Annotated in this window: 7 protein-coding genes; 6 read left to right on the top strand and 1 reads right to left on the bottom strand. The window is 71.2% G+C overall.

What is annotated here, in order from left to right:
- Positions 1-3: 3 nt before the first annotated feature.
- Complete coding sequence (locus VZQ01_RS29455) at positions 4-1038, bottom strand: serine/threonine-protein kinase (protein ID WP_426745305.1); 1035 nt, start codon at positions 1036-1038, stop codon at positions 4-6.
- 269 nt (positions 1039-1307) lie between these two features.
- On the opposite strand from VZQ01_RS29455, the gene VZQ01_RS29450 reads away from it, so the two are divergent.
- From VZQ01_RS29450 to VZQ01_RS29425, 6 genes are all read left to right on the top strand, one after another.
- Positions 1308-2141 (top strand): sigma-70 family RNA polymerase sigma factor, encoded by an 834-nt coding sequence (locus VZQ01_RS29450; RefSeq protein ID WP_408889426.1) that lies wholly within the window; start codon positions 1308-1310, stop codon positions 2139-2141.
- Positions 2142-2391: 250 nt separating this feature from the next.
- Positions 2392-3741, top strand: coding sequence for a S8 family serine peptidase (locus VZQ01_RS29445; protein WP_426745304.1), 1350 nt, complete (start codon positions 2392-2394; stop codon positions 3739-3741).
- A gap of 29 nt (positions 3742-3770) precedes the next feature.
- Positions 3771-5627 (top strand): Hint domain-containing protein, encoded by a 1857-nt coding sequence (locus tag VZQ01_RS29440; RefSeq protein WP_223748087.1) that lies wholly within the window; start codon positions 3771-3773, stop codon positions 5625-5627.
- Positions 5628-5789: 162 nt separating this feature from the next.
- Complete coding sequence (locus VZQ01_RS29435) at positions 5790-9530, top strand: choice-of-anchor A family protein (protein WP_426745303.1); 3741 nt, start codon at positions 5790-5792, stop codon at positions 9528-9530.
- A gap of 192 nt (positions 9531-9722) precedes the next feature.
- Entirely contained in the window at positions 9723-13643 is a 3921-nt protein-coding gene (locus VZQ01_RS29430; RefSeq protein WP_426745302.1) for a M36 family metallopeptidase, read from the top strand.
- Positions 13644-13741: 98 nt separating this feature from the next.
- The gene (locus VZQ01_RS29425) at positions 13742-14920 is read left to right on the top strand and encodes a M23 family metallopeptidase (protein WP_223748085.1); all 1179 of its coding nucleotides are present in this window, start codon (positions 13742-13744) and stop codon (positions 14918-14920) included.

The raw sequence follows: 14920 nt of genomic DNA, 5'->3' as shown, positions 1-14920 counted from the left end.
CGCTCACGGGCGGGTCTCCGCGATGGCGGCGGACCGCACGGGCGCGAAGCCCGCGGCCGGCCCCTGCGACACCAGACGCTCCAGCGCGGTGCACAGCGCATCCACGCGGCCGAAGCGCGCGGACGGGTCCTCCTCCAGACAGCGCTCGACGGCCTCCGCGAAGTCCAGGTCGATTCCCGGCACCAGGTCCACCAGCGGCACCAGCGCGGCCGCCACCCGGCCCGCCTCCAGGTCCGCACCGGAGGCGCGCACAGGCGGGACACGCCCCGTGCACAGCTCGTACACGAGCAGCCCCAGGGCATACAAATCACTCTGCGGCGTGGCCGGCGCCCCCAGGCGCACCTCGGGCGCCATGTAGCGCGGCGTGCCGACGACGCCCGGCACGGCCCACGGCTTCGAGCGGTCCGTCCCCACGAAGGCCGCGAGCCCGAAGTCGAGCAGCTTGATGCTGCCATCCGCGTCCAGGATGGCGTTGCCCGGCTTCACGTCCCGGTGGAGCACCCCGCGCTGATGCGCGGCCCTCAAGCCCCGCGAAAGCCCCAGCGCGATGTCCAGCACGTACCGCCACGGCAGGGGCGGCGCCAGCTCCGCCAGGCTCTTGCCGTCCACGTACTCGTACACCAGATACGGCCGCCCCTCGACCTGCCCCGCCCGGAACACGGTGACGACGTTGGGGTGCTTGATGCGGGCGATGGCGCGCGCCTCGATGGCGAAGCTGTCCAACGTGCTGGTGTCCGGCTCCAGCGCGACGCTCAGCTTGAGCGCGACGAGCCGGTCCAACGACGTGTCATGCGCCAGGTACACCGCGCCCATGCCCCCCCGCCCCAACAGCCGCACCAGGTGGAACTCGTCCAGCACCCCGGGCGGCACCCAGGTCCGCGCCACCGTGGGCCCCCAGGCAGGCGCGGGCGCGTCCACGCTCCCCGTCTGGCTGCGCATGACGGCGACCAGCAGCTCCCGACACGCGGGGCACTCGGCGGCGTGGCGATGGACGCGCCCCCTCGCCGCGCCGTCCAGCCGCTCCTCGACGAGCGCCACCACGTCTTCCTCGCACAGGCAGCCGGATGTAAGGATTTGACACCCCCCTGTATGCCCCCGGTCAGAGCCTCTCACAAAACGGACTTCATCCGGTAAAGCGAGAAAATCTCCCCTTTCATGCCCAAAGACGACCTTCACCCAGATTAACCCGCACTCAGAGTAAGTCAGGCTCCATCGGTTATAATGGCGGCATGGAGGAGGGGGGCTTGGCATTCGCACCGTTATTCCTGGCGCATGCGGGCGTCCCGCCGGAGGACGTCACGCCCGAGGTGTTGGAGCCGTGGCTGTCACGGCTCTGGAACGAAGGCCGGGAGCACTGGCCGGACATCCCGTTGGGCGCCGAGAGCTTCATGCGACACCTGGCCCTCCACCTCCCGCGCCTGGCGCCGGGCGAGGACTGGGGGACGGCGCTGGAGCGGCTCGAGGCCGGCGACCTCTATCTGGCGTGCGGCTGCGTGCAGGGACTGGGCACGGCGCTCGCCGCCTTCGAGCGGCACCACATGGCCAGCGTGCCGACGGTGCTCGCGCACATGCGGCTGCCGGCGGCGATGGTGGACGAGGTGCGGCAGCAGGTCCGTGAGCGGCTGCTGGTGCGCACCGCCGCCGCGCCCCGCATCGCCGAGTACTCCGGCCGGGGCACCCTGGCCAACTGGGTGCGGGTGGTGGCCCTGCGCACGGCCCTGAGCCTGCTGCGCAAGTCCCAGGAGCCCTGCCCGTCGAGCGACACCGTCCTGGAGCTGTTGCCCACGCCCGCGCCCGACCCCGAGCTGGAGGCCATCCAACGCCGGTACCACGACGCGTTCCGGAAGGCCTTGGAGGACGCCTTCGCCATCCTCCCCGGAGAGCACCGCTACCTGCTGCGCCTCCACTTCGTGGACCGCCTCTCCACCCCGAAGCTCGGCACCCTCTTCGGCGTCAACCAGTCCACCGTCTCGCGCTGGCTGCACAGCGCCCAGCAGGCCGTGCACGACGAGACGCGGCGCCTGCTCAAGGAACGCCTGGACCTCTCCTCCCAGGAGTTCACCAGCGTCCTGCGCAGCGTGGAGAGCCATCTGCATCTCAGCCTCACGCGCATCCTCGATGAAACAATTCACCCAAAGTGAATATCGAGAATTGATGCATAGGTTGATTCGGGCGTGCGTCTTCAAGACGCGAACGTCGCTCGGGCCCGCCTGGGGCTCGCGCTCACGCCATCCACGTCCACGCCTCCCCCCGCGGTAGCGGAAGCCCTCCGCCGCCGCGGACATCCCCCGTCCATCCCGAGAGGCCCCGTGTCGGCGCGGGCGTCGCTCGGCCCACCCAGACCGAGACACCATGCGGCCCCTGCCCCGACGTGCCCATCCCTTGCTTGGAATGAAGCTTGAGGCCCTGCCCTTGTTGGGGGCGCTCGTCCTGGGCTTCATCGCCTGCGAGGAGCGCCCGCCCCAGGGCGCCTCCGCCCAGGGGCCCGGCCCGGCTCCGAAGCTGGCGCCGTTGGGCCGCGCGCCCGAGGCGCGCCGCGTCCCCGACGAGTACATCGTCGTCTTCTCCGAGGGCATCACGGGGCAGGCCATCGACTCGGCCGTGGGCCGGGTGGCGCGCGCGGGCGGCATCAATCAGGTGCGGCACCGCTACCAGCTCATCCCCGGGTTCGCGGCGCGCCTGGACAGCGCCCAGGTGGAGCGGCTGCGCGCCGAGCCGGGCGTGGCGCTCATCGAGGAGGACCAGCAGGTCTCCCTCAGCGCCACGGTGCCCAGCCCCGCGGACGGCATCGACCGGGTGGACCAGCGCCAGGGGCGCGACGGCCAGTACAACGACTTCGACAACACGGGCGCCGGGGTGCACGTGTACGTGCTCGACACCGGGCTCAACACGGAGCACTCGGAGTTCACCGGACGGGTGGGCTCGTCACAGACCTTCGTGCCGGACGGCCGGGGGGTCGAGGACTGCCACGGCCATGGCACCCATGTGGCCAGCACCGCCGTGGGCACGCTCTATGGCATGGCCAAGGAGGCCACCGTGCACCCGGTGCGGGTGCTGCGGTGCAACGGCCTGGGGACCTGGGGGGCCATCATCGCGGGCATGGACTTCGTGCGCGCCGACTGTCCCCGGCAGGACGGGCCCTGCGTCGCGAACGTGAGCATCACCGGGCCGCTGTACGTGCCGGCGAACCTGGCCGCCGCGGCGCTGGTCAACGCGGGCATCCCGGTGGTGGTGGCCGCGGGCAATGACGACCTGAACGCCTGCACCCAGTCCCCCGCGAGCGAGCCCCTGGTCATCACCGTGGGCGCCGTCGACGACGCGGACGCCCGGGCGACGTTCTCCAACTGGGGCCCGTGCGTGGACATCTTCGCGCCGGGGGTGAGCATCCTCGGCGCCTGGATGGGCGACGCGGTGGCGAGCGTCGTCGACGAGGGCACGTCCATGGCCAGCCCCCACGTCGCCGGCGCGGTGGCGCAATACCTGGGCACCCACCGCACCGCCACGCCCGCGCAAATCGTCGCCAACCTGCGCGACTCCGCCACGCTCGAGTGCGTGGAGGACCTGAAGGGCTCGCCCGACTCGCTGCTCTTCAGCGACCTGACGCAGGGCAACGGCTTCTGCGTGGGCGAGGCCAACAGCTGCGTGGGCCTGTGCGGCGTGGGCGCGGAGGGCTGCTTCTGCGACCCGAGCTGCCTGGAGTTCAACGACTGCTGCCCCGACTTCCAGCAAGTCTGCATGTGAGAGCCGTTCCAAGCGGAGGAGGAAACACCATGTCACGAGCACGTCGTTTTCTGGTGATGGGTAGCACCGCCTGCCTGGCCCTGCTGTCGGGCTGCACCTCCAGTCCCCACGAGCAGCAGGTGGCGGACTTCGGCCGCACGCTGCGCGGGCTCGGCGACGCCACCCGGCTGAGCCAGGCCGAGTGGACCACGTACCGGGCGGACGAGGCCTACCTGCATTCCATCGCCAAGCCGGACGTGCGCGTCCGGTTGAACCTGGCGGACCCGGCCCAGTACCGCTTCGCGAAGGCGCGCCTGAAGCTGGCGGGCAAGACGCCGGAGAACTCGCCGTACCTGTTCGAGGCGCTGGCCGCGCGCCAGAAGGAGCACGTGTCGCGGGGCTTCGCGCCGGGCCAGCTGTCGTCGGAGGACGCCGGGCTGGCGACGTCCGCCGAGCGCAAGGAGATGCACGCCATCGAGTCGGCCAACGCGGGTGAGACCACGCGCGAGGAGAACGACGGGCAGGGCGTGTCCACGTCCACCTTCCCGGGCGGCACGTACTACACGTACACGGACACCAACTTCACCGACCAGACGGGCCACCCGCTCACCCAGCTCGCCTGGGCGGAGGAGTACGACCAGGGCACCAACCTCACCGTCCCGACCACCGCGAACCTGGGGCTCACCCAGCTGGGCCGCTACCGGGTCTCCTCGTACAAGGTCGAGGACTCCGTCGAGGGGTTCAAGGACTCGTACCTCTACTCGGAGTTCGGCTCGCCGCCGGGCACCACCTCCACGCGCCCCACGTACTCCGCGCTCACCGTCCAGGCGCCCGTGGACACGGTGCTCAACGACAACCTCATCTCCGTGTGCCTCAACCGCACGTGGACCCAGGACTGCGACTACGACCTGACCGGCACCCCGCAGGCCATCAAGCTGCCCCTCAAGGGGCAGCTGTCGCTCACCTCCGCGCCCCACACCTTCGACCAGGCGAAGATCAACCAGTTCAAGGCGGACCTGGCCCTGGGGACGCCGACGTATGAGGTGGGCCACCTCAAGCTCATCCTCACCAACGCGGGCGGCGGCTGCGACGTGACGGACGGCAACCTCATCGAGGCGAGGATGGGGCAGTTCTGGGACCGCGCCTCGCTCAGCGCCGACAAGAAGACCTTCTCCTGGGATTTGACGGGCGCCCACGCGGCCTTCTTCGACGACGGCTGCCGCCAGGTGCAGGACGAGGTGAAGCTCACGTTGAAGATCGTCCTGCCCGTCGTCGGGACGGGCGGCGCCACGTACCAGTCCTCCGTGACGCTGAGCAACGACCGCGCCGTGCCGCGCCCGGACTACACCTTCAAGAAGATCACCGTCACCAACAGCTGCCTGGCGGCGGGGACGCAGATCGCGCTGGCCGAGGGCAAGGTGGCGCCCGTGGAGTCGCTCAAGGCCGGCGACAAGGTGAAGAACCCGCACCAGCCCACGCTCACCGTCATGGACACGGCCGTGGGCACCGAGACGGTGCCCATGGTGCGCATCCGCAGCGCGGCGGGCCACAGCCTGTTGATGACGGAGATGCACCCCATCCAGGTCCTGGCGCGCGGCATGGTGCAGGCCCGCGCCCTCAAGCAGGGCGACGTGGTGATGACCCAGGCGGGCCCCAGCAGGCTCGTCGAGGTCAGCCGCGAGCCGTACGCCGGCAAGGTGTACAACGTGAAGGTCGGCTCGGACGCGGAGAAGCTCGCGCTCGCCCAGGACCAGACGGTGGTCTACGCCAACGGCTTCGTCGTGGGTGACGGGCAGATCCAGCAGAAGTACGAGTCCATCGCCCAGACGCAGAAGAGCGCCGACGTGCTGGCCTCGCTGCCGTCCCGGTGGCACCGCGACTACAAGCTGGCCGCCCGGCGCCAGTAGCCGCCCAGCAGCGAGGGCGCGGCCCCGAAGGCCTCCGCGCCCCTCGCCCGACGTCATCACCCTTCCAGACCGCCGGCCATCCAGTGGAAGTCCGCTGGATGGCCGTGCCCGTTGCCGCCCCGCCGTTCGCCTCCCGCCGCCCCAGACCTCGGAGTGAACCTGATGCAGCCTCGCAACGTCCCCCTGCTCCCGCTCGTCCTCGCGCTGGCCCTGGCATGTGGCGACGCCAGCCCTCCCGAAGCCTCACCGCCCCAACAGCAATCCCAAGCGACGCTCCGGGAGGAGGCGCAGCGCGCGGAGCGGCGGCGCATCGCGAGCCGCCAGGTCGTGCAACCCGCGGCCCAGCTCGCGCAGGCCACCGCGCCCGACCTGGCCGCGGCGCTGGACATCCCCGCGGGCATGCTGGTGAGCAGCCAGCTCACCGCGCCCGCGCCCGACCAGACGACGAAGGTCATGTCCAACTACGGCATCATCACCCCGCGCAAGGGCCCCTCGCTCATCGTGCTGGGCACCGGCTACGTCAATGACCGCGCCCGGCTGCCCGAGCCCGGCACCGACTTCGCCCCCGAGGGGGCCGAGGGGGACGTCGTCACCCTGCGGCTGACGCTGAACGTGCCCGCGGGCATGACGCGGCTGTCGTTCGACTACCGCTTCCTGAGCGCCGAGTCGCCCGACTTCGTGGGCAGCGAGTACAACGACCAGTTCACCGCGCACGTGCAGGACGCGCAGGGCACGCGCCTGGCCGAGCAGACCTCGGTCAACAGCGCGCACTTCTTCGACGCCTCCGCCACGCGCGCCAAGGACACCCAGTTCGACGTGCTGCTCGCGGACGACCCCTCGGGCGTGGACTTCTTCCCGGCGACCTACCCGGACGGCATCCAGCTCTTCCCGGACGCGGGCATCACCGACTTCAAGACGGTCAACGTGGCCATCGCCGGCGGCGGGCAGGTGACGCTCGTCTTCGAGATCCGCGACCTGGGCGACGGCATCCTGGACTCCAGCGTGGTCATCGACAACGTGAGCATCTCCAGCCTGGAGAAGATCGACCCCAACCCCATCCTCATCGACCCGCTGCTGCGCAAGGTGGAGACCAACCCGGGCCGGCTCGCCACGCTGGGCACGCCCGCCAGCGGCGTCGCCGCCGACGGCGTCAGCGTCATCCTGCTGCGCGCGCGGCTGCCGGGCCCCGGCACCCTGCGCTTCAAGCTGGGCGACACGCACCTGCCCGCCAACGGAGGGCTCAGCCTGGTGGGCTCCTCGGACGCCCCCACCAACGTCATCGACGCGACCGCCCAGCAGGTCGCGACCAACCAGTACTACGCCTTCGCGCTCTACACCGCGCCCGAGGACTTCATCCGCCCGGGCCAGGAGACCGCCGACAGGCTGCTCAAGAAGCGCGCCGTGACGCTCTCCACCCTCTACACCCCGGCCAATGGGACGCCCTTCCCGGACACCCACGAAATCGAGGTGGTCCGTCCGCCCATCGTGGCCATCCATGACCTGTGGTCCGACTGCCAGTACTGGGAATGGCACGCGGGCATCTCCTCCAACATCCTGTTCGACGTGACGTGCGCCGACTACTCGACGACCAGCTCGGAGAGCATCGACTCGGAGGCGAACCGCGCCGCGCTCGGCAAGGCCATCCGGGAGGCGCTGCTGGAGATGCGCCTGCGCTACATCGCCGTCACCCAGGTGGACGCGCTCGCCCACGGCATGGGCGGCATCATGGCGCGCAGGTTCGCCGCGAGGAGCGACTACCTGCGCGCCGACAACTTCAACAAGGGAGACCTCAACCGGCTCATCCTGCTGAACACGCCCCACGCGGGCAGCGCCATCGCCAAGGCCATCGTCGACACCCGCAACCACATGAAGGGGACGGCCAGCTACCAGGTCGCCTGGGACGAGCTGAAGCTGGAGATGCTCCGGGACTTCAACGTCTCGCTCGAGGTGAACTCGGGCACCACGTCCTTCGAGGACCTGCAGCCGGGCAACCCCCTGCTCACCTCCGTGGGCGTGACGAACGTGCCCACCCACGTGCTGGTGAGCCTCAACGGGAAGAACATCGAGCGTCCCCAGGGACAGGGCATGCTCTTCGACCACATCAAGGTCCTCTACACCAACATGGAGGCGTACCACCCGCTGGTGGACAAGCTCACGCCCCCCGCGAACTGGAACCTCATCATGCGCGCGAAGACCTCGCGCAACCCGCAGCAGGCCGCGCAGCCCAGCCGGCTGTTCTGCGACAAGGACTACGACATGTTCGCCTCGGAGGCGGACCAGCGCGGAGGCGCGCCCACCACCGCCACGACGTCCTTCGCCATGGACGCGAGCGTGCCGGACCTCGAGCACTTCAAGACGCCCTCCAACACCAGCTACTACGCGAGCATCGTCAACCTGCTCAACAGCCCCGTGGCCAGTGACAGCTTCGCCCCGTCCCTCCCCGCCCCCGTCGCGGCCACCAACTGCCCGCCGCCGGACGCGGGAGGCGGCGGGGCGTGGATGCCCGACGACGAGCAGCTCGCGCCGGAAGAGGAGCCGCTGCCCGTCATCACCGGGTGGGAGCGCCCCTCGCCCCTGCTGGCCTCCGGCGGGATGCGCATCGTGTCCCCCGCGCCCGGCACGGCGGTGAGCCCCGGGAGCACCCTCACCGTGGTGACCGAGGGCACCGGCGGCTTCGCGCCCCACCTGGTCTATGTCTCGAGCACCGACAAGGCGGTCGTCATCCCCGAGGCGCCCTTCACCACCACGTTCCAGGTGCCACCCCACGCCATCGGCACGGTGCAGCTGGTCGCCACGGGCATCGACGACGCGCGCCAGCGCAGGTCGTCGCCGCCCGTGTCCCTGCAGGTCGTCTCCTCCGCGCAGCTCAACCTCATCTCCGTGCTCAACGGAGATGGCGTCCTGCACGGGGTGGGCTCCACGCGCAACCTGGTGGTGACGGGCCTCTACAACGACGGAATCAAGCGCGACATCACCTCCCAGGCGGTGGGGACGGTGTACTCGTCATCGAACGAGGCCATCGCCACGGTGTCGACCGCGGGCGTCGTCACCGCGCAGGGGCCTGGCATCGCCACCATCGTCATCCGCAACGGACCGGCCGTCACCAGCATCTCCGTCACCGTCGTGGAGCAGCGCGTGGAGCACTGCATCCAGGTCCGCCTGGCTGACTACAACCTCCTCGTCGCGGAGGACTACCGACAGGGCAATGACGTGGCGGGCCGCGTCGCCGCCGGCGGCAGCATCTTCCTCAAGGACTTCCGCGTGGGCTGGAACCTGCCCGACACCGACACCGACAACCTCCTGGTCGCCGGGAGGGACTTGAACCTGAACAACGGCACCGTCTGGGGCCACGCCCGGTTCGGCGACCGCTACCTGCCCGCGGGCACCCTCACCTTCCCGCGCGGCTCGGTCACCCGCGGCACGCCCGTCCCCTTCACCGACGTCCTCGGCTCGCTGCGCAAGCTCTCCGCGGACCTGGCCGCCCTACCCCAGCAGGGCACCACCACCCTCGAGCCCTGGGGTGGAATCTTCCTGCGGGGCACCCACCCCAAGGTGAATGTCTTCCACGTCCAGGCCAGCGCCATCGCCAGCGCGGCGCTGCTCACCATCGAAGCCCCCGCCACCTCGCTCGTCGTCATCAACGTCCGAGGCACCTCCCCCCTGTTCACCAACTTCGGACATGTCTTCGCCGGCGGCATCGACGAGCACGGCGTGCTCTTCAACCTCCCGGAGGCCACCACGCTCACCGCGTTTGACTATGGCTTCTACGGAACAGTCCTTGCACCCCATGCCCACGTCTCCTTCAGTGATGGAGCCTGGGTGGGCGGCCTCTACGCGCGCTCGATGACAGGCAATGCGGTTGGCCATCTGGGCCAGCTGCGGGATAGTGATATCTGTCGATGAAGGCTTCGGGTCCCCTCGCGGGGACTCGCGCGACATTTCGTGGGGGGTCAAGTGCCCAAGCGTCCAGGGAGCGGTGTCTCCGTCGTGGTACTGGCCCTCGCCTGCTGGGGCGGGTGCGCGGTGGAGCCCCCCACGCCAAGCCCCGTCGACTCGCGCTCGCGGGCCGACGGGGCGGCGGAAAAACCTCACATCGTGACAGTGCTGTCGCGGGACGAGGCGCGGGGCCACCCCACGGTGGTGTGGGCCGGGCAGCGTGGCGCGGCGCCAGGCCTGCGTGTCCATGACACCCCGGAGGCCGCGGCCCGCGTCTATCTGGAACAACAAGCGTCACTGTATGGTTTGAGTGCCGCTGAGCTGGCGTCGGTGTATGTCCATCGGGTCCACGACACGGGCCGGGGCGGCATCATCGTGTTCTTCCGCCAGCGGGTGGCGGGCCTGGAGGTGGGGCGCACCGAGCTGAAGGTGCTGCTGGACCGGGGGCTGGAGCTGGTGGGGCTCACGGGGAACCTGCACGGCGGCGTGGCGGCGATGCACGCGGACGCGACGCGGCTGACGCGGGACGGAGGCTTCACGCTGCCCGCGTCCGAGGCGGTGCTGCGGGCCCTGGGGGATGTGCATGGGCTGTCGCTGGTGGGCGAGGTGGTGGCCGCCGGCTTCGCGCACGCGGACGCGCCCCGCTTCGACCTGGCGCCCGGCGGCACGCTCCAACGCGCGGGCCTGCGGCTGGTGGAGCCCGCGCGCGTCACGCGGCTGTACTTCCCCTCCGGGGGCCGGCTGGTGCCCGCCTACGCCGTGGACGCGCTCTCCACGCGGGCCGGGGACGCCCCCGCGCGCGGCTTCCTGCACGTGCTCGACGCGGCCACGGGCCAGGTGCTGCTGCGCGAGGACCGGGTGGCGCAGGACGCCTATTCGTATCGCGTCTGGGCGGATGCGGACGGCACGCCCGCGGACAACCCCCACGAGGACTACTCGCCGCACCGCACGGGCAACCCCGAGACGGCCGAGCCCGGCTTCGTCGCGCCCCGACAGCTCACGCACGAGGGGCGGGTGCACGCGCAGTCGGGTCGCGTGTTCCCGTGGCTCCCCCAGGGCGCCACGACCACCTGGGGCAACAACGTCCACGCCTACGCGGACCACTTCGACCCGGATGGCTACACCGAGGGCCAGGACCGACGCGCGCAGGTGACGCCCGGCACGCGCGACTTCCCCCACGTCTACGACCCGGAAGCCGCGCCCCTCGACAGCGTGGAGCAGGTGTCCGCCTCGGTGGTGCAACTGTTCTACACCACCAACTGGCTGCACGATTACTTCTACGACTCGGGCTTCGACGAGGCGGCGGGCAACGCACAGGACGTGAGTCACGCTCCGGGAGGGCTGGGGGGGGACCCCGTGCTGGCCGAGGCGCAGAACCTGGGCCCGGACGCGCAGGCGCGGAACCTGGCCAGCGCGTACGTGCCCCGGGACGGGCTGTCGCCCCGGTTGGAGTTCTCGCTCTGGGACACGGAGGAGGCGCGCGCGTTCACCGTGGGCGGTACGCGCTACGTCACGGGCAAGGCCGAGTTCGGCCCGCAGCGCATCCAGCAGTCCCAGCATCCGCTGGCCCTGGCGGAGGACGGCACGGGCGCGGGCACCGACGCGTGCGAGCCGCTCCAGAACGACGTCACCGGGGCCATCGTCCTGGCGGACCGGGGCGGCTGCATCTACGAGCTCAAGGCGGTGAACGCGGAGAACGCGGGGGCCGCCGGGCTGGTCGTCATCAACCATGTCCCCGGCGAGCCGCCTCCGGAGATGCTCGACGTGGACGCGACGCTCACCACGGGCCTGGCCACGCTCTCCATCACGCTCGAGGACGGCCTGGCGCTCAAGGAGCTGCTGTCGCGCGGCTCGCTGACCGGCGCCATGACGCGCGCGCCTGTGCCCCTGCGCGACGCCTCGCTGGACAACACCATCGTCGCCCACGAGTGGGGGCACATCCTGTCCCGCCGCCTGACGCTCTGCGCGGAGCCGCAGTGCCGGGCCATGGGCGAGGGCTGGAGCGACTTCCTGGCCCTGCTCATGATGGTGCGGGAGACGGACGCGCCCCAGGGCACGTACGCGGTGGGCGCCCATGCGGCGCAGGCCTTCGGCCAGAGCACGTACTTCGGGGTGCGTCGCACGCCCTACTCCACGAACCTCGACCTCAACGGGCTGCGGCTGCGCCACATCGCCAACGACGCGGGCCTGCCCGACCAGGACTATCTGCGCGACAACGGCCTGGAGAACGCGCAGATGCACAACGCGGGCGAGGTCTGGGCCACCCTGCTCTTCGAGGCCTACCAGGCGCTGCTCGACGAGGGGCGCAAGAACGCCCGCCCCTTCGCGGAGACGCGGCGTCGCATGGCGGACTACGTCGTGGACGCGCTGCAGCTCGCGCCCGCGGACGCCACCTTCACCGAGCAGCGGGACGCGCTGCTGATGGCGGCCCGGGCCCGTGGGCGGCGGGACGACCTGGAGGCGATGGCCCGGGCCTTCGCGCGACGGGGCGCTGGCACGTGCGCGGTCTCCCCGCCCCGGGACTCCACCGAGCACAACGCGGTGGTGGAGGACGGCGAGGCCCACTCGGACCTCCGGTTGGCGGCCGTGCGCATCGTGGACGGGCGGCGCTCGTGCGACGCGGACGGCGTGCTCGACGCCTCGGAAGAGGGGCTCGTTCGCGTGGAGGTCCAGAACCACGGGCCCCTCCCCGCGCAGCGCGCGACGGTGCGGGTGGTCAGCGACGACGCGCTGCTGACGTTCCCCCGGGGGGCCTCCTTCACCGTGGCCGAGGTCGCGGCCTTCGGCACGGGCGTGGTCGAGGTCCCCATCGCGCTCGCCGCGTCGCTGTCGTCGGCGCGAAGCGCCAGCTACCGCGTCACCCTGGAGAGCAGCGAGGCGTGTCAGCGAAGCGTCGAGCAGGCCCACTCCGTGCTGCTCCACTATGACCTGGCGCCCGCCATGACCGACACGGTCGAGGGCCTGCGCACGACGTGGACCTCCACCGTGCTGGGCGGCACCGAGGAGCAGCGCTGGCGCGTCGTCCCCTCACCGCTCGACGCCCGGGACCAGGTCTGGTTCGCGCCGGACGTCTACGAGTTCTCCGACACGGCGCTGCAGACGCCCGTGCTGAGCATCCCCTCGGGGAACACGTTCGTCCTGTCGTTCGACCATCGGCATGGGTTCGACTTCCGGCACAACCCGGGGCCGAACACCTTCGACTACTGGAACGGCGGCGTCATCGAGCTCACCGAGGTGGTGGCGAACCAGCCGGACGACTGGAAGGACGTCACCGCCTGGGTGACGCCGGGCTACACCGGCACGCTCGACACCCGGACCGGGAACAGTCTGGGTGGCCGTCCCGCCTACGCCGCGAGGAACCCGCGCTGGCCGCAGCGGGAGCGCGTCACGCTGGACTTCGGCACCGCGCTGCAGGGCAAGACGGTGAAGCTGCGCTTCCGCGCGGCCTCGTCGCTCGTCTTCCGGGCCCACGGCTGGGAGGTCGACAACATCACCGTGCAGGGCACGGCCACGCCCCCCTTCCTCGAGCGCGTCGCGGAGTCCACCGCCCCCTGCCGTCCGCTCGCCGAGGCGGGCGTGGACCAGCGCGTGATTGCCGACGCCACGGTGACACTCGATGGCTCGGGCAGCTCGGACCGGGGCTCGGTGCCGCTCGCGTTCTCCTGGCGGCAGGTGGGCGGCGCCGCCGTGGCGCTGCGCGACGCGGACACGGCGGCCCCCAGCTTCACCGCCCCGGACGTGGGACCGGAGCAGGAGCTCCAGCTCGACTTCGAGCTGACCGTCCGCGTGGCCGATGTCGCCGCCACTGACAGGGTGACCGTCACCGTGAGGCCCAAGCCGACGGACCCGGACGCGGGCACTCCGGACGCGGGCACCCCGGACGCGGGCACCCCGGACGCGGGCACGCCGGATGCCGGTCCTCCCCCACCCGACGCGGGTGAGGAGCCGGATGGGGGCCCCCCCTTCGAGCCGCCCCAGCGCCCCGGGATGCACAGCTGCGCCTCGACAGGAGGCGGCGCGCCCCTGGGCCTCGTGGGCGCGCTGATGCTCCTCGCGGCCCGTCGCCGACGGCCGGCCTGAGGCCCCGCTTCCCGAAGCAGCCGAGCAGCCGAGCGCGGGATTTCCCGAGCCGTCGATTGGGCAGGGGCGGGGGTGTCCACTAGACTCGCGCCCGCCCCATGCGATTCTCCCCCCTCTGTGCCCTGGCCGCCCTGCTGGCGGTGACCTCCTCGGAGGCCGCTGTCCGGTATGAAATCAAGAACCGCCGCATCGAACCGCGCCAGACGCTGGCGGGCGCGCTGCACGAGGCGCAGTTGCCGGACGCGCAGGTGACGGCCGTCATCTCCGCGCTCGAGGGCGTGTTCGACTTCCGCCGCTCCCGCGTGGGGGACCAGTTCCGCATCGTCCTGCGCGACGGGGAGCTGGACTTCTTCGACTACCGCCAGAGCCTCGTGGACGAGTGGCAGGTGCGCCGCGACGGCGAGAAGTTCGTCGGCAGCAAGCGCGCGATTGAGGTGGAGAAGCAGGTGTCGGTGGTGTCGCTCGAAATCCAGACGTCGCTCTACGAGGCGGCGGTGGACTCGGGCGAGGACCCGGCCATCGGCATGGTGCTGGCGGACGTGTTCGCCTGGGACATCGACTTCTACCGCGACGTGCGCAAGGGCGACACGGCCCGCGCGCTGGTGGAGAAGTTCGTCTCCAAGGGCCGCGTGCTGCGCTACGGCGAGGTGCTCGCCGCGCAGTACCAGGGGGGCCTGGTCGGCCCCAAGAAGGTCTACCGGTACGTGCTGCCGGACGGCCAGCCCAACTACTTCCAGGAGGACGGCGCCAGCGCGAAGAAGACCTTCCTCAAGAGCCCGCTGAAGTACGCGCATGTCACCAGCAAGTTCGGCTCGCGCTTCCACCCGGTGCTCCAGTACCTGAAGAACCACAACGGCGTGGACTACGGCACGCCCATCGGCACGCCGGTGTGGGCGGTGGCGGACGGCACCGTGACGCAGGCCGGGTGGGCCGGCGCCGCGGGCAACATGGTGGTGCTGCGCCACGCCAACGGCTTCGAGACCCAGTACATGCACCTGTCCAAGCTGGGCGAGGGCGTGCGCGTGGGGGCCCGCGTCAGCCAGAAGCAGGTCATCGCCTACTCGGGCAACACCGGCCGCTCCACCGGGCCGCACCTGCACTTCGGCATGAAGCGCGGCGGCAGCTACACCAACCCGCTCAACCAGCAGTTCCCCCGCGCGGACCCGCTGCCCAAGCAGCTGCTCCCGGACTTCCTCGCCAAGGCGCAGGAGCTGGCCTCGCAGATGGAGGCCGTCTCCGTGGCCGCCGTCGCGGGGCAGGCCCCGGCCGCGCCCTGA

This window comes from Myxococcus faecalis, assembly GCF_050039385.1.
Taxonomy (GTDB): Bacteria; Myxococcota; Myxococcia; order Myxococcales; family Myxococcaceae; genus Myxococcus; species Myxococcus fulvus.
The sequence above is the reverse complement of the archived record's forward strand: the minus strand, read 5'-3'. Positions and strand labels throughout refer to the sequence as shown.